The following is a 24,999-nucleotide window of genomic DNA, read 5'->3' as shown; positions in this document are numbered from 1 at the left end:
CGCAACGTCCAGATCGCTGCCGGTACGCCGACCCACGCACCACCATGCGCTACGACCGAACCGGTAACAACCTGGACCGCCGCACCAATCACAACGCCGAACGGCGCACCTGGAGGTGGGCTACCACGCCGAGACTCGCAGATGCGTTTAGAGCTCAATAAGTACGCGCTCCTACTTCACAAGCTTGAGATGACCGTCCACTGGTGGTTCGATTTGTCCACCACCGGGAACCGCCGAGAAGGCCAAGCCGAAAACCTGGTCGCAGGTTCCTACCTACACAGACCACCAGTTCCGGTACTACGTCGACGGCAATTCGGCAGGACATTACGCGTTCACGTGCGGCGATGGCAGGGTTCGGTACTCCTGGGAATGATTCTGTACGATCAAGGTTAAATCGTGCGGGAGGCAAGTCGCCTCCCCGCACGATTTTTCGGCGTTCAGCAATCTCCGCCGGTGGACGACGTCATGATTGACACTTCGCGCAAATGACTGAGGTCAACCGTCGGTGTCAGTTCCACACTGGTAGCTTCCGGTGCCTTTTGCGAGGAGGCTCGTCCAACCGTGACGGCGCCGACCTGGTCATTCGGCTGGCACGGATCCGGCATCACCACACGATTTCCCTCACTCACGTAATACCGCTTGTCACCTGTCGGTATGTGCTCCATGACCAGGCTCGTTCCGGTGCCACGCACCGAGCCCGGCACATCGCTGATGTGGGTGTAGGCCGAGCCAGCGAATCCGGTACTGGTCACCAGGTCAATGGTCGCTTCGCCACGCGTGACGTCAACTGCGGTCACGCGGCCGACCAAACCCTCGGTCACAACAGCGAGTTGGCCTCGCCGCACCGCCTGGATCTGCTGGACAGCCACAACGATCTGCTGGCCGGTTGCAGACAACACCCTGCCCGGCACTGCTCGCGGGTCTTCGTCGGTGCCGCCGTCGCCTTGTACCTCGAACACCTTCGTCATCTTGGCCAGCGGCCGATTCGGCTTGACAAAACCGAAGATGGTCGTTGACTGCGCTGTCCCGGGCAGCGGGAACCTTACGACGACAAGGCGGCTGGTCGGCGCCTCGGGATCGCCGTTCATCTCATCGTCAAAGATCGTATTTGAGACTCGCACCGTAGTGACACCTGGCATGGCAACAACGATGGCGTAGGTACCAAAATCATCCGTACTGACTGCTCCGACCGGTCCGGTCAGCCGGGGACTGACCAGGCTGATCACCTGCGTCGTGACCGGGTCGGGTGCGGGCCGATCCGCTCGGAGCCGCAACGCCTTGGCCGCGCTCACATCACTGGTGAAGAACGCCAGCCGCGCGACACCCTGCTTGTCGTAACCCTGCAGGACTGCGATCGAGTGCAATTGTTGGTCATTCCGCATTGCGACGATAGCCCGGACGGCGGTGTGCGGCCCTCCTGTCCCGGCAGCATCCCAAACGTCCGTGGCCTCACGGACCAGACTGGCATCGACGTCGCCGACAGCAGACCAGCCCAGGAACGGGCCGTCCGGGGGTGGTGCGGCGAGCTGTGGCGCCGGGCCGAATCCGACCACCCTGACCATGGTCACCAGTACTGCCACGCACACGGCGGCCGCCGCACCGGCGGTCATCCGCCGCCGCCGACGAAGCCGACGTGACCGCCGCATGACCTTGTCTTCGTAACCCTCGACAGGTTTCACCGGCTCGGCCAGGGCAGCAAGGCTGTCACGCAACTCGATCTCGCTATGCATACCGCACCTCGTGTTCAGCTGTGGCGTCGACCTCGACCCAACGCTCGCGGAGGGTCCGCAGACCCCTTGACGAAAGACTCTTGACCGTGCCCACCGAACAGCCCAACGCCACCGCCGCGTCCTGCTCGGACAGGTCTATGTAGAAGCGCAGGACGACCGCGGCACGCTGTCGCGCCGGCAGCGCATCCAGTGCCCGGCGGAGCCAGTCCCGCTGTTCCACCCCCGCGTACTCGTCCCGGGCCTGCCGTTCCACCAGCCGGCCGAAGGGCTGCTCCCACCAGGCCCGGCGGCGCCGCGCACTGAGGTAGGTATTGATCAGGGTCCGTTGCACATAGTTGTTGATCCCCTCGGATCGCTGCAGACGCGACCACGCCATGACGGTCTTCGCCAACGTGGTCTGCACCAGGTCTTCGGCCCGGCCGGCATCCCCACAGAGCAGGAAGGCCTCATGAAGCAAGCGACCGTAGCTAGCCCTGACGAAGGCTGTCACCCCCTCGTCGTCCTGCCTGTCCATGCTTCCTCACCATCCTCGCCAACATCGTCATAGCAACTCCCTACGCAGTGACCGCATTGAAACGTTGCCGCCAGCAAGGATTTTTTCGTCCTATTTGCCGAGCCCGTTGTGGATCCGCCGACATCGGTACGGGACGCCTGCCGCGCTTCGAACACCGATCGCGGCGGCGAACGGACCGACCCGGTCGCGTCACGACCAGGCGCCGGGGTTCTCCCCGAACCAGGCCGTCAGTTGACGCTTTCGCCCCGAGCTGTACCTCTTCCCGTAAAGCCCAGCGATCGCGGCGCGCGGTGGACCTCAGACGTGAGCGGCCATCCGCAAGAGAAGCCGCCGCTCACGAAGACGTCGATCAGCTGCCTGCCGAGACGACCTTCGTCAGCCGCAGCGGCCGGTAGCCGACGGTGTCGAGCTGGGCGAGCTACTGCCACCAGCGTCGCCATACAACGATCTTGAGTGGTCTGAACTGAGCGGCAGATACAAAGACCCCGACCGCGTTTCCGCTGGTCGGGGTCTGTAAAGCCCGGCGAAGAGCTTCGTGGGCAGGGGCGGGGTCGAACCGCCGACCTTCCGCTTTTCAGATCAACGCAGTCACACTCCGAGAGACGGCGAACCCGATAGAACCCATCCGGGTCCGGTTGTCGGCGTTCAGCGGTGTGCGGCGCCGTTGCTACATGCGTTGCTACACGGGCGGCCCATGGGATCATGCCGCGAGGAGATCAACCCTGACCGCCGTGGGGACCGGAAGGGGCTCGCCCCGTTCGCCGAGCAACTCCAGGTGAAGCTTGATCGCCTCCCGCATTTCGGCCACCGTCTCATCGACCGTGTTGCCCAATGCAACACACCCGGGCACCTCGGGCGACCAAGCGCCGTAGCCGCCGTCTTCTGCTCGTTCTACAACGATTGCGTACCCACTCACTGTTGCTCCCCCCATCACAGTCCCGCCTGTCTCAGGATGCTGCGCTCTGTACCGCGTGGCAAGTCCGCGCTCGGGCTGCCTGCGATCGTGACGACGCCCTGCTTCGTCGGGTGAACGTACTGCCGATGGCTGCCGCGAGTCCGTGCAAGTAACCAGCCGTCAGACTCGATCATCTTGATGATTTCACGCACCTTGAGCGGCATTCCGACCTTTCTGTATGTGTGTGGCTCGACGCCTTGCCGTGATCAAACGGAGGTTCGAACTACGGTCGTGGCCGGTCCACAATAGGGCCTAGTGGCCATATCACTCAATCTAGGGATGACGTGGATGTATCCACTCTGGCGGGTCACGGAGATGCGTATATCGAGACTATTCAGACGTGACCGTCCGCTGCGCGTTGCTAAATGATGATCTTGGCAGGCCGAAGCTAAGCGAGAGACAAAAGACCCCGACCGGCGTTTCCGCTGGTCGGGGTCTGTAAAGCCCGGCGAAGAGCTTTGTGGGCAGGGGGGTCGAACCGCCGACCTTCCGCTTTTTCAGGTCTCGGGACGTCGGCGTGAGCCGAGGACTCTTGAAGCTGGATAGTCTGAACTGGTCTCGTCGGGTCCGTTTGCGGCCGCGGTCGTTGCTGCACCCGCTGCTACATGGTTCGCGTCACGCAATGGCTGCTATGTCGCCGTCGTCGAAGTAGATCGCCTGATGCAGCCGTCCGCCGAGCGCGGCAGCGAAGCGGGCGATCACGTCATGGCCGGATACCTTGCCCTGCTCGATCTGAGACACGCGTCCTTTGGTGACGCCCATGCGGTCGGCAACCTCTTGCTGTGTCAAGCCACGACTCTTACGCACCTCCGCCAGCCGATGCCCGATCACAGCAGCGAGAAGTTCCTCCTTGCCGGCCGCAACAACCTCCTCGCCGCCCACCTGCTCGACGAGTTCGTCCCGGATGTCGCTCCAACGCATGTAGCTGCTCACGACCGACCCCCTTCATCCTGTGCTCGTTCCTTCAGGTAAGTCTCGTAGCGCTGCTCCGCGAGCGGGATGGCTTCCAGGTACCAAGCGTCCCACCTACCTGCCTTGTCGCCTCCGACGAGCAGAATGCTGGACCGCCAAGGGTCGAAGACGAACAGGATGCGTACTGTTCCCGGACGCAACTCCTTCAGGTTGACGATCGAGGAATGCGCGATGCTGTCGACGAGCGGTCGGCCGAGGCCAGGGCCCCGTTCGGCGAGCACGTCGATCGCTTCGACGACCCGCCTCTTCGTAGCAGGGTCCAGTGACCGGATCCACTCGCGAACCTCGTTCACCACATAGATGTCCCACTCCGATGTGGTCAGGTGGTGAGTATAGCGAAAGCTATACTCGCGGCTCACTCTCGGCGGCGCACTTTGATCCGGTCAATCTGCGGGAGCGTGGTGGGCATCTCGTCGGTGACCCCACGCGTACTCCAGTGCGGAAATTGATCCCTCATCCAGCCAGACGAGGATTTTGCCGATGTACTGACCGCAGCATCCACGGGGACGCAGCCGTTGCGCTGTCGGGACCGATTGGACCCTCCCGCCACACGGAGATCCACGCTTGCTGAGCCCGGCGACCACGTCGCGACGACCGTGGCCAGGCCGATCTGCGACCGGAGTTCCTGCACGCCGTCGAACTCCACAGAGAGGACGCGGCGCTCAGCCTCGTTCAACGGCCGAGGTTTGATAGATACGCGCGCCATGAGGCCATCATCCGCCAGCAAGTTGACCGTCCGCCGTGCAGGTATCTGCCGTTGCTACATGGTGATCTTCGTAGTCGGCCGGACAGACAAAGACCCCGACCGGCGTTTCCGCTGGTCGGGGTCTGTAAAGCCCGGCGAAGAGCTTTGTGGGCAGGGGCGGGGTCGAACCGCCGACCTTCCGCTTTTCAGGCGGACGCTCGTACCGACTGAGCTACCTGCCCAGAGTGACCCACGAGTGGGCCTTGCGGTCCTGACGGGACTTGAACCCGCGACCTCCGCCTTGACAGGGCGGCGAGCACTCCAACTGCTCCACAGGACCTAGCTTCCTAACCGTGCCCCCAACGGGATTCGAACCCGTGCTACCGCCTTGAAAGGGCGGCGTCCTGGGCCGCTAGACGATGAGGGCGGCCCCGCTATCATCGCATACTCTGCGAGTCCTGCGGTGTTGCTCCCATCCGGCCCCGCCGGAGGCTTTCAGAGCATACGTGACCCCACACGCGTTCACCAAATGAGTATCCGTCAGTGGCTTGGCTGGCGGGTCCTGGCTGGTCAGCGCGGCATTGCTATGAGCGTGAACCTGGCCTTCAGCTCCGGCAACAGGGTCTTGTACGCGGCCATCGTGCTGCTGCGGTCGCCGCCGCCGTCGTGGGACAGGACGATTGCACCGGGATTCGTGTTGTTCCTCACGGTGGCGATGATGTGGTTGGTCATCTGCTGGCCGGACCACTTCTTGATGTTCCAGTCCGACGGGTCCACGTTCCAGCCGAGGGACTGCATGCCCAGCTCGGTGGCTATCTGCACGGCGAGCGGGGTGAAGTTGCCGGCGGGGTGGCGGAAGTACTTGATCGGCGCGTTCGGGACGGCCTTGTGGATCTCGTCGTTGGTCTTCTGCAGGTCGGCCCGGATCGTGTCGGCGGACTTCTTGCCGAGGCTCTCGTCGTGCTTCCAGGTGTGGTTGCACAGCGTGTGGCCGTCCTGGGCGATCTGCTTCACGTACTGCGGATACTCCTGCACGTTGACGCCGATGAGGCAGAACGTGGCCTTGATGCCCTGCGCCCGCAGCATCTCGAGGAGCTTCGGGGTCTCGGGGCCGGGACCGTCGTCGAAGGTCAGCGCGACCCCCGCCGCGCCGGTGTTGCGCAGGATGCCGTCGCTGGGCGGGGCCGAGGAGGGGGCGGCGGAGGGCGGCGCCGAGGTGGGGGCGGATTCGGAGGCAGGGGCAGAGGCGGGAGCAGATGCGGAAGGCGACGTGGACGCCGCGGGCTTCGCCGGGCCCGACGAGCCGGCGGCGCCGGGGACGCCGGCGATCGGGTGGCTGATCGGCTCGCCGCTCTGCCCGACGGCCGGGGCCGACCCGGAGCCGGACGCGTGCCACGAGGCGGCGGAGGAGGAAGTGCTGGAGGCGCAGCCGGCGAGGGCCAGGACGGCGGCGCTGATCACTGCTCCTATCGCGAATCGGGTGCGTGACATGAGGGGCTCCGAGGGGGCTTTGAGGTGTCTCCGACGAAATCACACGTTAGCGATTCCGGGGTCCACTCACCGTCCCGCGTTCGGCCCATGGCACGAACACGGGAGTAGCGTGGCGAGACATCTTTACGCAGATAACTAGGTGAGTGCCGATGTGAGAGTCACCATCGCCTCGGTGAGACTATCCGGAAAGATGACTCCCGATGGTGCGGACGGCCGATCCCAGCCCGGCCCGCCCGCGGCGAGCACGACGGGCCGCGCGCGCTCGGCGAGGACGGCCTCCAGCTGCGCCGGGGCGGCGGTCGACCGGTGGTGCGACCACACGAGGACCCCGGCCGGCCCGGTGCGCCGCACGGTGGCCAGCAGCGCCTCGGACGGGACCCTGGCGCCGAGCGAGCGCGCCGGCACCCCGGCCGCCGCGAGCGCCGCCGCCAGTGCCTCGATCGGCAGGCTGTGCTGCTCCTCGTCGGCGCAGGCGAGCAGGATCCGGACCGGCGTGCCGGCGGGCGGGCGTGGCACGGCGCCGAAGACGGCGGAGACGCAGCCGGAGATGAGGTGCTCGACCTCGACGAGGGCACCGGTCGCGGCGTACCGCTCCCCGAGGGCGACCAGGACGGGCCGCAGCACGCCGTCCCAGGCCGCGACCACGCCGAGCTCCCGGACCGCGTCGGCGATGCGCTGCCGTACGGCGGATCCGTCGAGCCGCAGCGCCGCCCGGCTCAGGCCGCGCACGGCCGCCGCGGTGTCCCCGGTGGCCTCCCCGCCCGCGGTCGCGGCGCCGCCGGCCAAAGTGCGCTTGCGCGCCCAGCGTGCGGCATCGCCGGGGGCCACGCCCTCGACGATGAGCCGCTGCATGAGCTCGAGTCGCTGGATGTCCTGCTCGGTGTACCGCCGATGATGTCCCGGTTCGTGCAGCGACGGACCCATCCCGTATCGCTGGTGCCACGTACGCAGGGTCGTGACGGCGACCCCGAGCCGGCGTGCCACGGCACCGGCCGAGTACGCGGCGGCGGGACTCATCGTTCGGACGACCGCCAGGCGTCGAGCGGGACGGAGAACGCGACCGGCTCGACCAGTTGTTGTTCCCAGGACAAGATCAGGACTCCCCCGTGACACGGGACGCCGCGAGGCGACCGGAGATGAGCACCATCGGCACGCCGACGCCGGGCTGGGTGCCCGACCCGACGAAGACGACGTTGGACAGTGTGGGATGGAGGTTGCCCGGCCGGAAGGGGCCGGTCTGGCGCAGGGTGTGTGCGGCGGCGAACGGGGTGCCGGCCGCCATGCCCTGGTCGGCCCAGTCGGCCGGGGTGACGAACCGGGACACCTCGATGCCGTCACCGAATCCGACGTACCCCCGCCGCTCCAGCGTCGCGATGAGCTCGTCGCGGTAGGTGCCGGCCAGCGGGCCGCGCCAGTCGAGCAGCTTCGCGGTCAGGTTGGGCGTCGGGGCGAGCACGTAGTAGGCCTGCCGGCCTTCGGGTGCGAGCGACGGGTCGGTGCGCGTCGGGTTGGTCACCAGCAGCGACGGGTCGCTCATCAGCCGGCCCTGGTCGATGACCTCGTCGAAGGTCTCGCGCCACGACCGTCCAAAGTGGAAGTTGTGGTGCGCGATGGCGCCGTAGGACTGCCGGGAGCCCACGTGCAGCACCACGCACGACGGCGAGTACCGCAGGGGGCCGAGCAGTGGGCTGCGCCAGCGCGCCGGTGGCAGCAGGTCCCGGTACGCGACGGGCAGGTCGGGGTTGAGCACGACGACGTCGGCGGGGAACCGGCGGCCGTCCGCGGTCAGCACGCCGGTGGCACGTCCGTTCGCCGTCTCGACGCGCGTGACGTCGGCGCCGTAGACGATCTCGACGCCGTGCTTCTCGGCGACGCCTGCCAGGGCGCGGGAGACGGCGTGGATGCCGCCCTGCGGGAAGTACACGCCGGCGACGGAGTCGAGGTAGGCGATGACCGCGTAGAGCGCGAGGGCCCGGTGCGGGGCGACCCCGGCGTACATCGCCTGGAACGAGAAGATCCGGCGGGTGCGCGGATCCTTGAAGTATGAGTCCACTTTGGACTGCAGTCGGCCGAAGCCGCCGCGCCGGACCAGCCGCCACAGGTTGGCCGTGACCAGGTCGCGCGGGTGGTCGAGGTTGCGGTCGATGAAGTCGTCGCGCTCCAGCGTCCACAGCTCGCGGGCGTGGTCGACGAAGCGGAGGTAGCCGTCGGCCTCACGGGACCCGCAGACGCGCGCGACCTCGCCGGCCATCCGGGCGGTGTCGGCGATGACGTCGAGCGTCGAGCCGTCCGGGAAGTGCGCGCGGTACGCCGGGTCCAGCCTGGTCATCGGCAGCCAGTTGGCCAGCTCCTCGCCGACGGTGCCGAGCAGGTCGGCCAGCAGCGACGGCATGGTGAGCACGGTCGGGCCGGTGTCGAACTCGTACCCGTCCACGGTGATCCGCCCGGCGCGGCCGCCCGGCTGGTCGAGGCGTTCGAGCAGGGTGACGCGGCGCCCGGCGGCGGCGAGCCGGATCGACGCGGCCAGGCCGCCGAGGCCGGCGCCCACGACGACGACGCGATCCGTCGGTCCCGTAACGGTTCGCATGGCTGCCCTCTCCGCGTTTCGTGCAAGTCAGGGGGTAAGGGTAACGTAGGCTGCAGATTGCGTCGATTGCTGCGTCGATTCGACGTGAACCGGGAGGTAGGATGGCTGCGCCACTAGCCGCGGCGTACGAGCGGTGCCGTGCGCTGCACCGCTACCACGGGCGCACCTACTACCTCGCGACGCGGCTGCTGCCGGCCTGGAAGCGCCGCCACGTGCACGCGCTGTACGGCTTCACCCGCTACGCCGACGAGATCGTCGACCGCATGGGCGGCCACACGCCACGGGAGCGCGCAGAGCAGCTCGCCGCGTGGTCGGCCGAGTTCCTGCGCGGGCTGCGCGGCGGGCACACCGACGACCCGCTGCTGCCGGCGGTGCTGCACACGATCCAGGTCTTCGACATCGACCTCGAGGACTTCCGCAAGTTCCTCGACAGCATGGCGATGGACCTGACCGTCACGGAGTACGAGACCTACGACGACCTGCTCGGGTACATGGAGGGCTCGGCGGCGGTCATCGGCACCATGATGCTGCCGATCCTCGAGTCGTCCGACCGGGCCGCCGCCCGCGAGCCGGCCCGCCAGCTGGGCCTCGCCTTCCAGCTCACCAACTTCATCCGGGACGTCGCCGAGGACCTCGAGCGTGGCCGGATCTACCTGCCGCAGCAGGACCTCGCCGAGTTCGGCGTCACGCGCGAGGACCTGCGGCGAGCGCTCGCGGAGCGGATCAGTTCCAAGAGCATCAAGAGCCTGGTTCGGTACCAGGTGAGCCGCGCCCGGCGACACTATGCCCTCGCCGCGCCGGGCATCCCGATGCTGGCGCCCGCCTCGCAGGCGTGCATGCGTGCCGCCTACCGCCTCTACGGCGGGATCCTCGACGAGGTCGAGGCACAGGACCACGACGTGTTCGCGCGCCGCGCGACGGTGCCGAAGTGGCGGCGGCTCGGCGTCGCGCTGTCGTGTGTCCTGTCGCGCCCGGGCACGCCGCTGCCGGCGCCGGTCGCCAGGGGCATCCCAGACGTTCCGCAGCAGCGGGACGAGGCGGGGTTGCTGGATCTGCGCGGTACCGCCGCATGAACGTGGCGGTCGTGCTGTTCACGCGCGATCTGCGGGTGCACGACAACCCGGCGCTGTCGGCCTCGGTGCGCGCCGCCGAGCACGTGGTGCCGATGTTCGTCCACGACCCCTCGCTGCCCGCCGGCGAGGCCCGGCGGCGCTTCCTCGACGATTGTCTCGCCAACCTCGCGTCCGCGCTCCAGCGGCGCGGCGGCGACCTGGTCGAGCTGCGCGGCGACCCGGTCCACGAGGCGATACGCGTCGCGAAGGCCGCCGGCGCCTCCGGGATCGCCGTCGCCGCAGACGTGAGCGGCTACGCGCGGTCGCGTGAGCGGCGGCTCGCCGCGGCCTGCTCGGCGGAGCGCATCGCATTCCGCGCCTTTCCCGGGGTGACCGTCGTGCCGCCCGGGTCGCTGCGGCCGGGCGGCGGGGGCTCGCACTACAAGGTGTTCACGCCGTACCACCGCGCCTGGCAGGCCGCGTCATGGCGCGACCCGTGCGAGGCGCCGCGGCGCGTCTCCCTGCCCGCCGGCCTGCCCAGGTCCTGGTTCCGGTCGCGCTCCGGCGACGGGGCGGCCGGGGAGTCCGCGGCGCGCGAGCGGCTCTCGGCCTGGCTGTCGCATCTCCAGGTGTACCCGGGGATGCACGACGACCTGGCCGCGGACCGCACGTCACGATTGAGCCCCTACCTGCATTTCGGTTGCCTGTCGCCGCGCGAACTGGCGGCGCGGGTGGACGGCCGCGCGGGCGCCGAGCCGTTCGTGCGGCAGCTGTGCTGGCGCGACTTCTACCACCAGGTGCTGTTCGCGTTCCCGCAGCTGCGCCACCGCGCGTATCGGCCGGGCGCCGACGACTCGTGGCGCGACGAGCGGGACGCGCTGGAGGCGTGGCGGTCCGGCCACACCGGCGTGCCGATCGTCGACGCCGGCATGCGGCAACTGCTCGCCGAGGGCTGGATGCACAATCGGGCCCGGCTGATCACCGCCTCGTACCTGACCAAGCACCTCGGCGTGGACTGGCGGGCCGGCGGCGACCACTTCTTCGACCTGCTGCTCGACGGCGACGTGGCCAACAATTACGGCAACTGGCAGTGGGTCGCCGGGACGGGCAACGACACGAAGCCGTACCGCCGGTTCAATCCGCTCCGGCAGGCCGAACGCTTCGATCCGGAGGGCGAGTACGTCCGGCGTTACGTGCCGGAGCTCGCGGACATCCCCGGCAAGGCGGTCCACGAGCCGTGGAAGCTACCGTCGTCGGCGCGACGTCAATACCCTCCGCCACTTACCCTCGACGCTCGGTAACGTTCCCGAAAAACTGTCGGTGCTCGCCCGTACGGTGCAGGCATGAACAGGACGCTCACGCTTGATCTGCTGGACGGCCGGCGCAGCTACGAGGCGGTCGCGCACCGCGTCACGGATGGGATGACGGGCGGGATGGTCGGGCTGCGCCTGACCGGCTGGGACCGCGGTCGCGTGGTGACCGAGCTGGTCGGCGAGATTCCGGCCGTCGATGCCCTCGACGTGGGTGGCCTGCTCGCGGCGGCGCTGGGCGGCTTCCGCGCCCCTGCCCCTGCCCCTGCCCCCGAGCTTGGCCCAGAGGTTGGCCCGGCCCTCGCCCTGGACACCGGCTCGGGCACCGCCGCGGTTCTCGACGGTGCGGCGACATCGCGGCTCGAGGAGGGCACCGGCGTCAGGTCCCAGACCGCTGACCCGGGACAAACCAGGGCCGCCGTCCGGGGCCGTCCGCAGATGTCGCGGGCTGCTCGTCCGGGACTCGGGCCACCCCGACCGCCGGGTTGACGACCACCTCGAACCAGCCGCGCCGCCGCGCTCCCGGCCGGTTCCGCCACGAGTCTTCGCTTCGGTCCGAGCTTCGGGCTGCCGTGGTCGCCGGGTTTGCGGGCCACCGCGCGCCGCCGCTCGCGGAGGACATCGTCTCGGCGAACCTGTTCTCCCCGAAGGACCGGCGGCCGGCGGCTGCCGGTCGGCCCCGGGCACCGAGGCGGACCCCGGCGGCCTGGAGCGTGGCGCCTGGGACGCGACGGGGCAGCCGGCCGTAGACGTCCAGCGTTCCGTCGGCAGCCCGGCGAAACGCGCACGGAAATTCGTGACCGCAGGCGGAGCAGCGCCCGCCGCCCAGCGAGGGAAGGTGCAGCGAGATGACGTTCTGCGCCGCTGCGATGCGGTCACCGGAAAGCTGTGAATAGGGCATCGACTCATCGCCTCTCGTGCGGGCTGTGGAAAGGGGGCGGGCGCCCGAGCCACCAAGGCCAGTTGGCGCATGTGGGCGCCCGCCCTTCACCCGACCGCGCGGACCCCTCTGTCTGCACACGATCGGGGGTTCAGGTGCCGCAACGCTCGGTAACAACGAACACACAGATCCTTCGACATGCACATGCATAATGCAACGACATATGGCCCTTACTCGCCCAAATACCACCTTGCCTACCCGAACGGGTGAATCCGGAGGGGAGCCGCACTCGCAGTTGAAGATCACCTCACCCCGGCGGGGTCGACAACGGCGCGCGCCCTGGCGGAGGATGTGGTTCCGTTTTCCGACGTCGGCAGGCAATGTGACCAACCCCGAACCGACCGCTGCTCCGAGCGCCGCCCAGCAGTTCCCCGGGCGGATCCCGCAGCAGCGGAAGCCGGACGATCCGCTCCAGCCGCCTTCGAACACCGAACCGGACCCGCGTTCTCACCCGGCTCCGCCTGACCCGGTTGATTCCCTGCCTCCAGCGGGGCTGAAGCTGGTGGCGCCGGCCACGCCGGAGGCGGGGGCTGGGGCGGGGACCGAGCCGGCCGAGTCGACGCAGACTGCCGCGGCGCCCTCGCCGACCGGTTCGGATGGGGTGACCGAACCTGTCGCCGCGCTCGAGCCGCAGGTCAAAGCCGCGACCGCCCTGGCCGCTGTCCCACTCGTCGTTCCCGCGCAGGCCGCGATCCCGCCGGCCCAGGCTGTGACCCCGCCCGCCGCGCCGACCCAGACCGACAGCCCGGCCGTGACCGTCGCGCCGACTCATGCCGACAACCCAGCCGCGCCGGCCCAGGCCACGGCCACGGCCCCGCTCGGCGCGCCTAACCCGGCCACGGCCGCGAACCCGCCGAGCGCGCCCGGCCAGGGAACAACCCCGCCCACCGCGCCGGCCGCGGTCGCGCCCGTCCAGGCTACGGCCGCGAACCCGCTCGGCGCGCCTAACCAGGCCACGGTCGCGATCCCGGCTGCCGGGCCTGTCCAGGGGTCGGTCTCGTCGGGCGTGCCCGCCCTGAGTCCGGTTCCGGGCGTGGCAGGACTGGGCGTTCCCGGTTACGCGGGCGGTGGACAGCTACCTGCGGCTTGGCCGCCGGGCGGGCATTCGACTCCAGGAGCGAGGGCATGGCATCCGCAGGGTCAGCCGCCCGCGCCGTTGGCATGGGGGGCGCAGGGGTGGGTGGCGCAGCTGCCGCCGCAGCCTCGGCGGAGCTATCTCTGGCCCGTGCTCACCACGCTGCTGGTGGTGAGCATGCTCCTGGCGGTCGGCGGGGCGGGGGCGGCCGCCTGGGTGTTGCGGGACGGGGGCGACACGCCCATCGCCTCCACGTGGGTCGACGTGCGGCCCGAGGTCGGGGGCAAGGCCATCGACGATGTGCTGACCCGGCACGCGGCGGCGGTCAGGAGCAAGAGCCTCGACGCGTGGATGGCCGACGTCGATCAGAGCGACCCGGGGTTCGCGCAGCGGCAGCGGCAGGAGTTCGAGAATCTCACGAAGCTGCCGCTCGCGGAGTTCAGCTTCGAGCGCACCGTCCAGCCCGCGCGCAAGATGGCGGCCTATCTGCCCTCGCAGCTCTTCGATCGGTACCACGCGGCCGCGCGGGTCATCGCGGTCACGGTGCGGCACCGGATCGACGGGGTGGACAGCGTGCCGGTGGCTACGCCATGGCTGGCCGTGTTCGGGTATGCCGACGGGCGATGGGTCATCGCCGGGGACGGGGTGGGCAAGGCCATGCCCACCGGGGCCGAGGGGCAGCCGTGGGACGCCGGCGAGCCGATCAGCGTCGTGCGGAACGACCGCGTGGTGGCGGTGCTGTCGGCCGGTGCGGCGGACAACGGCAAGGCGCTGCTGCAGCTCGCCGAGACCGGGCTGCGGCAGGTGGCCCAGGTGCGGCCGAGCGGCTGGGACGGCAAGGTGCTGCTCACGGCGGTCAGCAACAAGCAGATCTTCGACACGTACTTCGCCGAGTCGCAGGACCGGGTGGCGCGAGTGGCGGCGATCGCGGTGCCGTACTACAGCTCGGTCACGGAGTGGTCGGCGCGGCCAACGTATGCGACCACGCGCGTGGTGTTCAACCCCGCCGAGCTGACCGCGCCCAAGGCCGAGCTCCAGCATGACCTGACCCACGAGTTCACGCACGCGGCGATGGGGCCGGTCACCGGGCCGCACACGCCTCGGTGGGTGGTGGAGGGGTTCGCCGAGTACGTCGCGTACAAGGACGGCAAGTACAACGCGGCCGGCATCCGGGCCGTGATCGGTGATCTGTCCATCGACAAGTTCCCGGCCGACAAGCAGTTCTACGAAGAGCCGCGCAACTACGTCGGCGGGTGGCTCGCGTGCCGGATGATCGCCGAGACGTTCGGGGAGGCGAAACTCATCGCGTTCTACGAGGGCTTCATGCGGATGTCGGAGATCGATTCGGTGTCGCGGGAGGTGCTCGGGGTGGGGCGGGACCAGCTCGAGCAGCAGTGGCGCGACTACGTGGCGAAGCAGCGCAAATAAGCTTCGTGTCGAAGCAGCGTAGACAGGGGCATCTACGCTGCTTCGAGGGGTGTTATCAGCGTCGGGTGGATCAGGCCGGGGGCTGGCCGCCGTCGCCGTCGACCACCTCGTCGGGGGTGCCGTCCTGGTCGAGGTCGCTCATCGTGATGTCGACCTTGCCGTCGCCGTCGGTGTCGAACTGGAACAGGTCAGCCTTGCCGTCCCCGTCGGTGTCGATCGCCCAGAGGTCGGGCTTGCCGTCGTTGTTGGTGTCGCCGACCAAAAGCTCCACGCGCTCATCGCCGCGGGTCTCGACGGTCTCGTTCTCGCTCATCCGGTGGTCCTCTCACCTCACTCGGGGGCAATCGCGTTCACCGTAGGCCCTGGGCCCACGGCGCGCGAGCCCAGGACGGTCCGAAACCCGACGTCAGGCCTTCGGGCGGGGATGGGCGGGTCAGGACTTGACGCCCTCCACGCCGAGCGCCTTGATGGCCAGGGCGGACTCGCCGAAGCCGACGACCAGGATGCCCGTCGGCTCGAAGGCCTTGATCTCCGTACCGATTCTGTTGAACAGGCGGGGGCCGTCGTCCTTCTCGTAGTTGTCCTTGGCCTCGTACGTCTTGATCAGGATGTTGTCCGGCTTGATGCCCGCGGCGGCCAGGTCGGTGCGCACGCCCTCGGCCAGGCCCTTGCCGTAGCTGTCGTCGCGGGCGATGATCGCGACCTTGGTGTGCCCGTCGCGCATGATGACGTCGGCGACGGCCTTGGCCTGCAGCACGTCCGGCGGTGAGGTGCGGAAGAAGAAGCCCTTGTCGTCGAACTTGGTGAGCTCATCGGAGGTCGCCGACGGCGAGATCATCACGCGACCGGCCTGCGCGACCTGCGGGATGACGGCCTTGCTCACCCCGGATGCGCCCGCGCCGATGATCACGGCGACGCCGCGGGAGATGAACTGTGCGGCGGTCGCCTTGGCCGCGTCCGGGTTGGTGCCGTCGTCGCCCTCCTCGACCTGCACCGGCTGGCCGAGCACGCCGCCCGCCTCGTTGATCTCCTTGATCGCGAGCTTGGCGGCGGCGAACATCGGCGGGCCCTGGAAGGCGAGCGCTCCGGTCTTCGGCAGCAGCAGGCCGTACTTCAGCGGCGGCTTCGGCGTCTTCCCGGGGTTGGCGGCGGCCGGCGGGGGCGTCTTGTCCTCGGTCTTGGCGTCGCCGGCGCGGACGAACTCGGTCTTGGCATTGTCGATGGTGTTGCTCGTGCCGAAGTTGAGCACGCCGTACATCGCCGAGGAGGGCTCGCCGGCGCTGGTGAAGCCGCTGCCGCGCAGCGAGATGCCGAGATACTTGAACTTCTTGCCCGACTTGGCGGCGGTGAGGCACGCGGCCACGCTGTCGCAGGCGTTGTCGCCGGTCGTCACGCCGATGATGTTCTTGGCGATCGAGGCGGGGTCGGTCGACTTGCCTGCCTCGGCGGCCAGGGCAGCGATCACGACCGCGTCGTACGACTCGCCGGCATAGTTGAAGTCGGTCAGCGATGGGTCCACGGCCTTCACGCGCCGCTTGAAATCGCCGCTGAGCGGGGTCAGTGGCGTCGTGCCCTTCATGCCGGCCAGCGCCGCCGGGGAGTCCTTGAACGCCTCACCGAACGAGTTGGCCATGATGCCGTCCGTGCCGTAGAGGCGGATGTTCTGAGGGTTGGCGGCGTCCCTGTCACTACCCGGGTCGGACCCGCAGCCAGATGCCGCCAGCAGCACTCCAATCGCGGTGATCGCTCCCACGATGGCGGTGGCCCTCCATGCGCGCACGGGACTTCTCCTCCCCAAAGGTGCCGTGCGCACCTTAGCGCGGACGATTCCCGGACTTGAGCGGGGGCGCGAGTAGGCTTCCCGGCATGGCGGATGCAGGAACCGGGCCCGGAGTCACTGTCGGCGACGAGTTGCCGGGGGGCACGTCGTTGCAGGACACGCTGCCGGAGCGGATGGGCATCGTAGTGCTGGAGGCGTCGCCCGAGCGGGTCGTCGCGACGATGCCCGTGGCCGGCAACATCCAGCCTTATGGACTGCTCCACGGTGGCGCCTCGGTCGTGCTCGCCGAGACGGTCGGCTCGATCGGCGCGGCCCTGCACGCGGCGCGGCTGTTCAACGGGATCGCTGTCGGCATCGAGGTGAACGCGACGCATCACAAGTCGGCGCGCGCCGGGCTGGTGACGGGCGTGGCGACGCCGCTGCGGCTGGGCGGGATGATCGCGTCGTACGAGATTGTCATCACGGACGAGGAGGGCGAGCGCATCTGCACCGCCCGCCTCACCTGCGCGCTGCGCCGTTCCTGAGGTCACGCCGCGGGTCCGGGCGATTTCGAGGTACCGAAAAAATGCGCAAGTCACCGGCGGACCCTTGACCGCGCGGCATACGGTTGCGGCGTGGATGACCCGGGAGACGAGACATATCAGGACGCCGCTCAGGTCCTGGAGTGGGCGCTCGCGGGCGACGAGGACGCGGTGACCCACACCTTCGACTCGGTGGTGGACCGGCGCGGCATGAGCGCCGCGTATGACGTCGCGTGGCGCCTGGCCGGCGAGATGGTCGGCGACAACCTGGTGCACGGGCCGTGGCGGCTGGACTTCCCGGACATCGACGATGCCAACTACGACATGCGCTGGGTGGCGCGGTTCGTGAGCGCATACGTCAACGAGGACGTGCCGAGCGCCACGGCGCTGTTCACCGTGGCGCTGGTCGACGGCAAGCTGCCGGAGTGCCTGCGGACCCTGGCCGGCTCGGCGGTCGCGACGCTGAAGCGGCGCGGGGCGGCGTAGGCCCCGCCGGGTCGGGCGGTGTGGTCAGCCCTGGTCAGCCCTGTGTGGTCAGTTCGGCGGTCAGCACGTTGGACAGCAGCGCGCCGTCGGGGCGGACCTGCCTGAGGTACCACCGCTGCAGCGGCGTGCGGTTCTGCGTGAACTGCCATCCACCGCGCGGGCTGTCGATCTGGCCGAGGTGCCCGATGGCGGCGTTCAGCGAGAACGAGTCCAGGTTTCTGGTCGCGTCGGTGATCGCCTTGTCCAGCACGGCGGCGGCGTCGTAGGAGGCCATCGCATACGTCGAGGGGATCGCGCCGAACGCCTTCTGGTAGTTGGCGATGAAGCGGCGGTTGGCGGCGTTGTCGAGGTCGGGCGAGTAGTTCAGCGCGGTGTAGACGTCCTTGGCGGCGTCGCCCTGCTGCTTGAGCACATACCCCTCGGTGAGGCTGCCCGGCGCGAGAAGCTTGAAGCCGACGGGGAAGCGCGCGTTGTGGAACTGCTTGACGAACTCGACCGCCGCCGCGCCGCTGTAGCTGGCATACATCGCCGCCGCGCCCGACTGCTTGACCTGGGTGAGCAGCGCGCTGAAGTCCTTGCCGCCGAACGGGGTCGTCTTCGGCTGCCCGGCGATGTCGCCGCCGGCGCCCTTGATGAACTCGACGAACGAGCGGACCTCCTCGTCGTCGCCGCCCGGGCCGGCCTGCCCGACGACGGCGATGGCGCCGCCCGCGTTCTCCGCGGCCCAGCGCGCGATCGCCTGGCCCGGCTCGGTCGCGACGAACGACGTGCGCCAGATGTACTTGGCGCCCTGGAGCGAGGCCGGCGAGGCGTTGGAGCCGACGAGCGGGATCTGCGCGGCCTCGACGGCGTCCTTCATCGCGAGCATGGACTGCGGGTTGACCACGCCGGTCAGCGCGAGGACTCTCTCATCCTTGATGAGCTTCTCCGCCGCGGCCTTGCCGCTGTCCCCGGTCTCGCCCTCGTCGACCTTGACCAGGTTGACCTGGCGTCCGCCGAGCTTGTTGTCGTGCAGCCGCAGGTAGAGGCCGAAGCCGTTGTCGAGCTCGCTGCCCAGGTCCTTGTATATGCCGTTCTGCGGCACGATCATGCCGAGCTTGATCGGCGGACCGCTGGGCGCGGCGCTCGAGCCGGACGCGTTGCCGGAGCTGCTGCCGCAGGCGGACAGGATCGGCGCGGTCAGGCCCGCCGCACCCGCGGCCGCAAACAACCGGAGCGCCTGGCGGCGGTTGAGGTGGGACACGTGCTTTTCCTCCCCGGGACCCCGAACAGCGCTGGAGTCGACACACAGCGTGGTTCTCGGCTCGACGTCGTTGCTTGGCTCTCGCGAGCCACGAGCCTACAGCCCACGCTGCGTTCTACCGCCATCGCGGCGGACAGTCAATTGCCACCGGTGGTCTCGCCCCTGGTCACCGTGCCGAATGCAGCCAGAACGGCAGGCCAGGCGGCCGATCGCGGATCGATCACGGCAAAATGCTCCACGTCGGCCAATTCGACGAGCGTGGTGTCGTCGCCGGCCTGATGGGCCGACCGACAGTAGTCACGCGACAACTCAACGGGCACGATGTCGTCCTCGGCGCCGTGCACCACGACAGTGCGCACGCCCGACGGCAGGTTGGCCATCGGGTCGGCCGAGGCGTACGCGTCGGGCACCGCATCGGGCGCCCCGCCGAGCAGGTCCGCCACCGCGCCGTCGTCGAGGTTGAGCTCGTACGCCCGGGCAAGGTCGGTGACGGGTGCGAGCGCGACGACCCCGCCAATGGCGTCGGGTGCGACCGTGGCATACCAGAGCGCGAGATGCCCGCCCGCCGAATGACCGGCCAGGATGGGCCGGTCCACCGAAACCGGCAGGAGCCCCCGGTGCGCGACCTCCTTCGCCAGCAGATCCGGTACGGCCACGGCCGCCGCGGCCACGTCGGAGAACGTGCCGGGCCAGCCACCTCCGGCCTGCCCGGTGCGGCGGAACTCGACGGCCGCGACGGTGTAGCCGCGGGCCGCGAGGTCGGCGGCGAGCGGGCCGGCGATCGCCCGATCCCACTCCTGGCGCCAGAACCCTCCATGCATGAACAGGATGAGCGGCGCATTCGGCGCGTCGGCCAGCCACACGTCGGCGACATGGTCCGGATGCTCGCCGTAGCGCAGCGTGAGGTCCGGCGGCGGCGCCGGACGGCTCAGCACGTCTCGCGGATCGCTCGTCACCGGGAGACGTTATCGCGTTACGAAACGTGGCAACAAGGGTCGCTCCGGCACCCTTGGTGGTCGGGCCCGAGCGCGGTACGCCAGACTAGGAACCATGGCAGAAGAGGCGCAGGACGAGTCGCGCACCGTGCTGGTCGTCGGGCCGGACGGGCGGCCGCTGGGCACGATGTCCACGGGCGAGGACGACAACGCGGAAGACCCGAGCAAGCTGATCGAGCAGCCGGCCAAGGTCATGCGGATCGGCAGCATGATCAAGCAGCTCCTCGAGGAGGTCCGCGCCGCCCCGCTCGACGAGGCCGGCCGGCAGCGGCTCAAGGAGATCCACCGCCGCTCGATCACCGAGCTGGAGGACGGCCTCGCCACGGAGCTGCGGGAGGAGTTGGAGCGGCTGTCCCTGCCGTTCGCCGACGACACGACCCCGAGCGAGGCCGAGCTGCGCATCGCGCAGGCCCAGCTGGTCGGCTGGCTGGAGGGCCTGTTCCACGGCATCCAGGCGGCGCTGGTCGCGCAGCAGATGGCGGCGCGGGTGCAGCTCGAGCAGATGCGCGGCCGCCCGGCCCTGACCGGCGGCCCGGGTGGCGTGCCCGGCCAGCCGGCCCACTCCCCTACGGGGACGGGCCAGTACCTCTAAACCTCAGTAGGCGTAGACGCGTTCCAGGTAGGCGGCGACGCCGTCGTCCTCGTTGGTCGTTTCGGTGACGTCGTGGGCGGCGGCGCGCACGTCCGGGTGGGCGTTCGCCATCGCCACGCCGCGGCCGGCCCACGCCAGCATCGGCAGGTCGTTGGGCATGTCGCCGAAGGCGATCACGTCCGCGGCCTCCAGGGAGTGCGTCCGGGCGACCCGGGCCAGCGCCGACCCCTTGGTCACGCCCGCGGCGGAGACCTCGACCATGCCGCTCGACGAGGAGTTGGTCGCCTCCGCCAGGCCGTGCAGGCACGCGCCCACCCGTGCGGTGAACTCGTCCGCCGACTGCGCGCCGGCACGGACGAGCAGCTTGGCGGCCGGGCGGCTGAGCAGCTCGTCCAACGGCGCCGGAGCGACCGAGCCGTGGTTGGCCTCCCAGGGGCCCACCGGGAAGCCGGGCTCGTGGCGCATCTGCCGGCCTCCGTCACGCTCCACGGCGAACACCACGCCCGGGACCGTGGCGCGCAGCCGGGCGCACGCCTCGGCCAGGACATCGACCTCGAGCGGGGCGCTGTGCACGATGGTGTCGGTGCCCGGGTCGTACGTCGCGGCGCCGTTGACGCAGATCGTCAGAGCGCTGATGCCGAGCTGCTCGTACACGGGGGAGATCCAACGGATCGGGCGGCCCGTGACCAGCACGATCAGCACGCCGGCGCGGCTCAGGCGGCGGAAGACCGCGACGGTGCGGGGGCTGACCGTCCGATCGGTGCGAACCAGTGTGCCGTCCAGATCCGTAGCGACCAGTTTCACAGCTTCAACATAGCTTCCAGGTATGCGGCGACGCCGTCCTCGTCGTTGGTGAGAGTCGTCTCGTCGGCCAGGGCGCGCAGCCGGGGGTGGGCGTTGGCCACGGCAACGCGGGAGAACCCGGCCCAGCGGAACATCGGGATGTCGTTGGGCATGTCGCCGAAGACCAGCACGTCGCCGGGGTCGATGCCCAGGGCCGTCGCGACGATCATCAGGCCGGTCGCCTTGTCCACGCCGGGCGGGCAGATCTCGATGTAGCCGAGGCCGGCCTGGGTGACAGTGGCCAGGTCCGGGGGGATCAGCCGCTGCGCGGTGGCGAGCAGGTCGTCCACGTCGCACCCGGGGTGGCGGGCGAAGCCTTTGATCACCGGGCCGTTCAGGCACTCGGCGCGCACGCGGGCCTCGACGGCGTCGTAGCGCCAGTGCGGGTCGGCGTCGCCCCACAGCGGGGCGTCGTGGTGGTCGCCGGCCTCGATGAGCACCGACAGGGTGCCCAGCTCGCGCTCCAGCCGGGCCAGCACGTCGGCGAGCACGCCGCCGTCGAGCCGCTCGTCGCGCAGGACGAGCGGTTGCTCCGGGTCGCGCACGTCCAGCACCCGGCTGCCGCCGCCCATGACGAGGAAGTCCGCGGCCGGGATGTCCCGGCGGACGAGCTCGGTCAGGCGAGGGCCGCGGCCGGTCGCGCCGACCACGTGGATGCCGGCCGCCCTGACCCGCTCGAGCACCTCGCGCGTGTGCTCGCTCACGGACTCGTCGCTGCGCACGAGTGTGCCGTCAAGGTCCGTGGCGATCAACTTCGGTAGCCCTGAACCGCGCATATGCTGCTCCTTCCGCGACTGCGGGGCAGCAACGGTACCTCCCGGATCCGCACCGGTGACAGGCTGCGAATAAAACTCAACCGAACGTTTACTGGAACGCCGGCGGTACGGGCGTCACGGTGAGCTCCAGCGGCTCGCCTCCGTCGGGCTCGCCGGCCTTGCGCCTCGCCCGGGACGCCGAGCCCGACGGCATCGGGAGCCGAACCGCCACGACCACGGCGGCGGCGAGCACCAGCACGGCGGCATAGGCCAGCAGGTACCCCGAGCCGGTGGTCGTCTCGCCACGGCTGCTGCTGCTGTACAACATGATCTGGCGCTCGACGTCGGACATGGTGTTCAGCGCGCTCTGCAGCCCGACCAGCACCATCACGTTGGCGGCGAGCAGGCCGCCGGCGGCGCCAGCGGCGACGCGGCGCACCGGGCCGGTCGTGGACAGCACGACGGCGAGCCCCACGAGCGCGAAGCTGAGCGTGACCAGATAGATCGCCACGTGCGCGATGCTGAGCGAGGCCAGCGGCAGCTCCACGGTCTGGGTGTCATTCGCGGCATCGGCCACGCCCACCGGCTCGTTCCGGAACATCCGGCCCGACGGGTCCGGCAGGTGGTAGAGGCTCCATGGCAGGTACTGCGCGGCGATGCCCAGCCCGAGCCCGACCGCCGCGAGTCCGAGCGCGAAGACGTTCGGGCGGCGCGGCTCCTGCGGTACCGAATCCGGTGCTTTCGGCTCTTCCAACGGGGCGGGGGTGAGAAGTTCCGGCATGTGCGAGGGCTGCTCAGGCATAGACCGCATGCTAGAGGTGGGACGCGCCGGCCGGGTGCGGTGTGGCGTGGCCGCTCGACAACGATCAGGCGAAGGCGAAGGCGAGTGGTGGCAGCGATGCCCGCCCCTACCTGCCGATGGGCTAGCGTCTGGTTCATGCCAACTCGCGTTTCATCCGCCCGCTGGGAGGGCGACCTCAAGTCCGGTTCCGGCACGGTCTCCACCGGCTCGGGCACCTTCCAGGGCAACTACTCGTTCCCGTCCCGCTTCGAGAGCGGCGAGGGCACCAACCCCGAGGAGCTGGTGGCCGCCGCGCACGCCGCCTGCTACTCGATGGCGCTCTCCGCCGGCCTGGCCAGGGCCGGCTTCACGCCGACCTCGGTCGAGACCTCCGCGGCCGTTCAATTCGGCCAGGTGGACGGCGGCTTCGCCATCACCCGCATCGACCTGACCACGCGCGGTGCCGTTCCGGGCATCGACGCCGCCGAGTTCGAGAAGCAGGCGCAGGACGCCAAGGCGGGCTGCCCGATCTCCAAGGCGCTGGCCGCCGTCGAGATCACGCTCGACGCCCAGCTCGTCTGACGTTCGGCCAATCGTTGTTGAGAGGGTCCCCGTTTTCGGGGACCCTCTTTCGCATGCCGGTAAGCATGAGCAAGGAGCGGTTCGAGGAACTGGTGGGCGAGGCCCTCGATGAGGTGCCCGAGGAGCTGCTCGTCCTCATGGACAATGTGGTCATCCTGGTCGTGGACGACGCCCCGCCGGAGGAACCGGATCTTCTGGGTCTGTACGAGGGGCACGCGCTGACCGAGCGCGGCTGGGACTACTCGGGCGTCCTGCCCGACCGGATCTCGATTTATCGTAATCCGATCCTCGCTATATGTGACGATGAGGACGACGTCGTCGATGAGGTGGCAATCACCGTGGTGCATGAGATCGCGCACCACTTCGGCATCTCCGATGAGCGCCTGCACGCACTTGGCTGGGGCTAATCGCCCGGGCGGCCGGCAGCGGCTTGGTAACGGCCCTCCACGCGCTGGTGGTGGGCCATTTGCCGTTCGCTACGCTGCGCGGCGTGCGAGGTGACATCTTCAAGGCCGAGAATATGGCCCAGCCCCCGACCCAGGCAGGCATGAGCCTGCAACACTCCAAGTGCGTCAAGTACGCCGTCAACGGCGAGGTTCTGGCCCGCCAGGGCGCCATGGTCGCATTCCGCGGCAATCTCGGTTTCGAGGTGAAGAGCCAGGGCATCGGCAACTTCCTCAAGCGCGCGGTCACCGGCGAGGGTGTGTCGCTCATGACCGTCCGGGGCCAGGGCGAGGTATGGTTCGCCTCCGGCGCGGCCAACTGCTTCATCCTGGACATGGAGCCGAACGACGCGCTGTCCATCAACGGGCGCAACGTGCTCTGCTTCGATCCTTCGCTGCAGTACGACATCCAGATGGTCCGCGGCGCCGGCATGTTCGGCGGCGGCCTCTTCAACTGCGTCTTCACGGGCCAGGGCCGGCTCGCCATCGTCTCCGAGGGCGCGCCGATCGTGATCCCGGTGAGCCCGCAGGCCCCGGTGTGCGTGGACACGGACGCGGTCGTGGGTTGGTCGAGCAGCCTGCAGACCAACATCCAGAAGAACCAGAGCCTCAAGTCGATGCTGCGCGGCGGCTCGGGCGAGCTGTTCCAGCTGGCGCTGAGCGGTCAGGGCTTCGTGATCGTGCAGCCGAGCGAGGGCAGGCCCTCGCCGGCGCAGCAGAACAGCGGCTCCGGGCTCCTAGGCCTGGGCGGCTGAACTGTTTCTAGGTGGCTGGTGTTAAACGATGGCCGCCACCGGCGTGGCGGTCATCGTTTTGGATCTATTTCAGGTAGTTTGCTGGGATGGCGTTAGGTAGGGCGTCACAGCAGCTGGACCTGTTAGACCCGGTCACCCGGTTCTGCGGCGAGACCCTCCCGGGCAACTCGATCTTCGCGTTCCTGCACGAACACCGGGAGCGGTTGTTCCCGGACGGCATGTTCACCGACCTGTTCTCGGTGGTCGGCCGCCGGTCGGTGCCGCCGTCGGTGGTCGCGACCGTGATGGTGCTGCAACGTCTGGAAGGGCTGTCGGACCGGGAGGCGGTGGACCGGTTCACGTTCGACGCCCGCTGGCGTTACGCCGCCGGGGTGGGTGGCTGGGACGGTGCCGGCCGGGCCGGGTTCGCCCACACTGTGCTGGTCGACATGCGCGAACGGCTGCGCGGCTCGCAGCGCCCGGACCGGATCTTCGAGGTGGCGTT

Annotated in this window: 27 protein-coding genes and 3 tRNA genes; 11 read left to right on the top strand and 19 right to left on the bottom strand. The window is 69.3% G+C overall.

The window, feature by feature from the left end; translation table 11 throughout:
* Positions 1-437 precede the first annotated feature (437 nt).
* The 12 genes from ABT297_RS38670 to crtI form a co-directional block, all read right to left on the bottom strand.
* Positions 438-1,730 (bottom strand): rod shape-determining protein MreC, encoded by a 1,293-nt coding sequence (locus ABT297_RS38670; protein WP_350557633.1) that lies wholly within the window; start codon positions 1,728-1,730, stop codon positions 438-440.
* Positions 1,723-2,244, bottom strand: a complete 522-nt coding sequence (locus ABT297_RS38665; RefSeq protein ID WP_350557631.1) for a SigE family RNA polymerase sigma factor — start codon at positions 2,242-2,244, stop codon at positions 1,723-1,725. The genes ABT297_RS38670 and ABT297_RS38665 overlap by 8 nt, the downstream gene beginning before the upstream one ends.
* Positions 2,245-2,944: 700 nt before the next feature.
* Positions 2,945-3,160: a type II toxin-antitoxin system HicB family antitoxin gene (locus ABT297_RS38660; RefSeq protein ID WP_259860378.1), complete on the bottom strand. Its 216-nt coding sequence runs from the start codon at positions 3,158-3,160 to the stop codon at positions 2,945-2,947.
* Between the two features lie 14 nt (positions 3,161-3,174).
* Complete coding sequence (locus ABT297_RS38655; protein ID WP_259860377.1) at positions 3,175-3,363, bottom strand: type II toxin-antitoxin system HicA family toxin; 189 nt, start codon at positions 3,361-3,363, stop codon at positions 3,175-3,177.
* 451 nt (positions 3,364-3,814) lie between these two features.
* Positions 3,815-4,132 carry a helix-turn-helix domain-containing protein gene (locus ABT297_RS38650; protein WP_259860376.1) on the bottom strand — a complete coding sequence of 106 codons (318 nt, stop codon included), beginning with the start codon at positions 4,130-4,132 and terminating at the stop codon, positions 3,815-3,817.
* On the bottom strand, positions 4,129-4,494 hold the full coding sequence (locus tag ABT297_RS38645; protein WP_350557635.1) for a type II toxin-antitoxin system RelE/ParE family toxin: 366 nt from the start codon (positions 4,492-4,494) through the stop codon (positions 4,129-4,131). Before ABT297_RS38645 ends, ABT297_RS38650 begins: the two co-directional genes overlap by 4 nt.
* 530 nt (positions 4,495-5,024) lie before the next feature.
* Positions 5,025-5,098 (bottom strand) — tRNA-Phe (locus tag ABT297_RS38640).
* Positions 5,099-5,122: 24 nt separating this feature from the next.
* Positions 5,123-5,196, bottom strand: a tRNA-Asp gene (locus tag ABT297_RS38635).
* Positions 5,197-5,210: 14 nt separating this feature from the next.
* Positions 5,211-5,283 (bottom strand) — tRNA-Glu (locus tag ABT297_RS38630).
* Positions 5,284-5,426: 143 nt separating this feature from the next.
* On the bottom strand, positions 5,427-6,347 hold the full coding sequence (locus ABT297_RS38625) for a polysaccharide deacetylase family protein (RefSeq protein WP_350557628.1): 921 nt from the start codon (positions 6,345-6,347) through the stop codon (positions 5,427-5,429).
* A 135-nt stretch (positions 6,348-6,482) separates the two neighbouring features.
* Complete coding sequence (locus ABT297_RS38620; RefSeq protein ID WP_350557626.1) at positions 6,483-7,364, bottom strand: MerR family transcriptional regulator; 882 nt, start codon at positions 7,362-7,364, stop codon at positions 6,483-6,485.
* A 76-nt stretch (positions 7,365-7,440) separates the two neighbouring features.
* Positions 7,441-8,934: a phytoene desaturase family protein gene (gene crtI, locus ABT297_RS38615; protein WP_350557624.1), complete on the bottom strand. Its 1,494-nt coding sequence runs from the start codon at positions 8,932-8,934 to the stop codon at positions 7,441-7,443.
* Between the two features lie 101 nt (positions 8,935-9,035).
* Here crtI and ABT297_RS38610 point away from each other — a divergent pair, with 101 nt between their 5' ends.
* The 4 genes from ABT297_RS38610 to ABT297_RS38595 all read left to right on the top strand — a co-directional run bounded on the left by ABT297_RS38610 (position 9,036) and on the right by ABT297_RS38595 (position 14,739).
* Positions 9,036-10,007, top strand: a complete 972-nt coding sequence (locus ABT297_RS38610) for a phytoene/squalene synthase family protein (RefSeq protein WP_350557622.1) — start codon at positions 9,036-9,038, stop codon at positions 10,005-10,007.
* Positions 10,004-11,287 (top strand): cryptochrome/photolyase family protein, encoded by a 1,284-nt coding sequence (locus ABT297_RS38605; RefSeq protein ID WP_350557620.1) that lies wholly within the window; start codon positions 10,004-10,006, stop codon positions 11,285-11,287. Before ABT297_RS38610 ends, ABT297_RS38605 begins: the two co-directional genes overlap by 4 nt.
* A 42-nt stretch (positions 11,288-11,329) precedes the next feature.
* The gene (locus ABT297_RS38600; protein ID WP_350557618.1) at positions 11,330-11,785 is read left to right on the top strand and encodes a hypothetical protein; all 456 of its coding nucleotides are present in this window, start codon (positions 11,330-11,332) and stop codon (positions 11,783-11,785) included.
* Positions 11,786-13,461: 1,676 nt separating this feature from the next.
* On the top strand, positions 13,462-14,739 hold the full coding sequence (locus tag ABT297_RS38595; protein WP_350557617.1) for a hypothetical protein: 1,278 nt from the start codon (positions 13,462-13,464) through the stop codon (positions 14,737-14,739).
* Between the two features lie 70 nt (positions 14,740-14,809).
* On the opposite strand, the gene ABT297_RS38590 is transcribed toward ABT297_RS38595, so the two are convergent.
* On the bottom strand, positions 14,810-15,052 hold the full coding sequence (locus tag ABT297_RS38590; protein ID WP_350557615.1) for a hypothetical protein: 243 nt from the start codon (positions 15,050-15,052) through the stop codon (positions 14,810-14,812).
* Positions 15,053-15,172: 120 nt separating this feature from the next.
* Entirely contained in the window at positions 15,173-16,519 is a 1,347-nt protein-coding gene (locus tag ABT297_RS38585) for an ABC transporter substrate-binding protein (protein ID WP_350557613.1), read from the bottom strand.
* Between the two features lie 86 nt (positions 16,520-16,605).
* Between ABT297_RS38585 and ABT297_RS38580 the strand changes: the two genes are divergently transcribed.
* Entirely contained in the window at positions 16,606-17,043 is a 438-nt protein-coding gene (locus tag ABT297_RS38580) for a hotdog fold thioesterase (RefSeq protein WP_350557611.1), read from the top strand.
* A 90-nt stretch (positions 17,044-17,133) separates the two neighbouring features.
* Positions 17,134-17,526 (top strand): hypothetical protein, encoded by a 393-nt coding sequence (locus ABT297_RS38575; RefSeq protein WP_350557609.1) that lies wholly within the window; start codon positions 17,134-17,136, stop codon positions 17,524-17,526.
* Positions 17,527-17,560: 34 nt separating this feature from the next.
* Here the strand turns inward: ABT297_RS38575 and ABT297_RS38570 are convergent, their stop codons facing one another.
* Positions 17,561-18,769 carry an ABC transporter substrate-binding protein gene (locus tag ABT297_RS38570; protein WP_350557607.1) on the bottom strand — a complete coding sequence of 403 codons (1,209 nt, stop codon included), beginning with the start codon at positions 18,767-18,769 and terminating at the stop codon, positions 17,561-17,563.
* A 137-nt stretch (positions 18,770-18,906) separates the two neighbouring features.
* Positions 18,907-19,725: an alpha/beta hydrolase family protein gene (locus ABT297_RS38565; protein ID WP_350557605.1), complete on the bottom strand. Its 819-nt coding sequence runs from the start codon at positions 19,723-19,725 to the stop codon at positions 18,907-18,909.
* 94 nt (positions 19,726-19,819) lie between these two features.
* Between ABT297_RS38565 and ABT297_RS38560 the strand changes: the two genes are divergently transcribed.
* Positions 19,820-20,356: a bacterial proteasome activator family protein gene (locus ABT297_RS38560; protein WP_350557603.1), complete on the top strand. Its 537-nt coding sequence runs from the start codon at positions 19,820-19,822 to the stop codon at positions 20,354-20,356.
* Positions 20,357-20,359: 3 nt separating this feature from the next.
* On the opposite strand, the gene ABT297_RS38555 is transcribed toward ABT297_RS38560, so the two are convergent.
* The 3 genes from ABT297_RS38555 to ABT297_RS38545 form a co-directional block, all read right to left on the bottom strand.
* Positions 20,360-21,160, bottom strand: coding sequence for an HAD family hydrolase (locus tag ABT297_RS38555; RefSeq protein WP_350557601.1), 801 nt, complete (start codon positions 21,158-21,160; stop codon positions 20,360-20,362).
* Positions 21,157-21,975 (bottom strand): HAD family hydrolase, encoded by an 819-nt coding sequence (locus tag ABT297_RS38550; RefSeq protein ID WP_350557599.1) that lies wholly within the window; start codon positions 21,973-21,975, stop codon positions 21,157-21,159. The genes ABT297_RS38555 and ABT297_RS38550 overlap by 4 nt, the downstream gene beginning before the upstream one ends.
* Positions 21,976-22,063: 88 nt before the next feature.
* The gene (locus ABT297_RS38545) at positions 22,064-22,756 is read right to left on the bottom strand and encodes a hypothetical protein (RefSeq protein WP_350557597.1); all 693 of its coding nucleotides are present in this window, start codon (positions 22,754-22,756) and stop codon (positions 22,064-22,066) included.
* 135 nt (positions 22,757-22,891) lie between these two features.
* Between ABT297_RS38545 and ABT297_RS38540 the strand changes: the two genes are divergently transcribed.
* The 4 genes from ABT297_RS38540 to ABT297_RS38525 all read left to right on the top strand — a co-directional run.
* A complete protein-coding gene (locus tag ABT297_RS38540) occupies positions 22,892-23,317 on the top strand; it encodes an OsmC family protein (protein ID WP_350557595.1) in 426 nt (141 codons plus the stop codon).
* A gap of 53 nt (positions 23,318-23,370) precedes the next feature.
* Positions 23,371-23,724: a metallopeptidase family protein gene (locus ABT297_RS38535; protein ID WP_350557593.1), complete on the top strand. Its 354-nt coding sequence runs from the start codon at positions 23,371-23,373 to the stop codon at positions 23,722-23,724.
* Positions 23,725-23,807: 83 nt separating this feature from the next.
* On the top strand, positions 23,808-24,515 hold the full coding sequence (locus ABT297_RS38530) for an AIM24 family protein (protein WP_350557591.1): 708 nt from the start codon (positions 23,808-23,810) through the stop codon (positions 24,513-24,515).
* Positions 24,516-24,601: 86 nt separating this feature from the next.
* On the top strand, positions 24,602-24,999 hold a 398-nt coding region (locus ABT297_RS38525), incomplete at its 3' end, for a transposase (RefSeq protein WP_350557589.1).

Source organism: Dactylosporangium sp. NPDC000555, from assembly GCF_040300025.1.
Taxonomy (GTDB): domain Bacteria; phylum Actinomycetota; class Actinomycetes; order Mycobacteriales; family Micromonosporaceae; genus Dactylosporangium.
Note: the sequence above shows the minus strand (reverse complement) of the source record. Positions and strands in the feature narration are given on the sequence as shown.

Coding starts and splice junctions, on each gene's coding strand:
- ABT297_RS38670 (WP_350557633.1), bottom strand. CDS start 1,730: ATGCATAGCGAGATCGAGTTGCGTGACAGCCTTGCTGCCCTGGCCGAG.
- ABT297_RS38665 (WP_350557631.1), bottom strand. CDS start 2,244: ATGGACAGGCAGGACGACGAGGGGGTGACAGCCTTCGTCAGGGCTAGC.
- ABT297_RS38655 (WP_259860377.1), bottom strand. CDS start 3,363: ATGCCGCTCAAGGTGCGTGAAATCATCAAGATGATCGAGTCTGACGGC.
- ABT297_RS38625 (WP_350557628.1), bottom strand. CDS start 6,347: ATGTCACGCACCCGATTCGCGATAGGAGCAGTGATCAGCGCCGCCGTC.
- ABT297_RS38620 (WP_350557626.1), bottom strand. CDS start 7,364: ATGAGTCCCGCCGCCGCGTACTCGGCCGGTGCCGTGGCACGCCGGCTC.
- crtI (WP_350557624.1), bottom strand. CDS start 8,934: ATGCGAACCGTTACGGGACCGACGGATCGCGTCGTCGTCGTGGGCGCC.
- ABT297_RS38610 (WP_350557622.1), top strand. CDS start 9,036: ATGGCTGCGCCACTAGCCGCGGCGTACGAGCGGTGCCGTGCGCTGCAC.
- ABT297_RS38605 (WP_350557620.1), top strand. CDS start 10,004: ATGAACGTGGCGGTCGTGCTGTTCACGCGCGATCTGCGGGTGCACGAC.
- ABT297_RS38600 (WP_350557618.1), top strand. CDS start 11,330: ATGAACAGGACGCTCACGCTTGATCTGCTGGACGGCCGGCGCAGCTAC.
- ABT297_RS38590 (WP_350557615.1), bottom strand. CDS start 15,052: ATGAGCGAGAACGAGACCGTCGAGACCCGCGGCGATGAGCGCGTGGAG.
- ABT297_RS38580 (WP_350557611.1), top strand. CDS start 16,606: ATGGCGGATGCAGGAACCGGGCCCGGAGTCACTGTCGGCGACGAGTTG.
- ABT297_RS38560 (WP_350557603.1), top strand. CDS start 19,820: ATGGCAGAAGAGGCGCAGGACGAGTCGCGCACCGTGCTGGTCGTCGGG.
- ABT297_RS38550 (WP_350557599.1), bottom strand. CDS start 21,975: ATGCGCGGTTCAGGGCTACCGAAGTTGATCGCCACGGACCTTGACGGC.
- ABT297_RS38545 (WP_350557597.1), bottom strand. CDS start 22,756: ATGCCTGAGCAGCCCTCGCACATGCCGGAACTTCTCACCCCCGCCCCG.
- ABT297_RS38540 (WP_350557595.1), top strand. CDS start 22,892: ATGCCAACTCGCGTTTCATCCGCCCGCTGGGAGGGCGACCTCAAGTCC.
- ABT297_RS38535 (WP_350557593.1), top strand. CDS start 23,371: ATGCCGGTAAGCATGAGCAAGGAGCGGTTCGAGGAACTGGTGGGCGAG.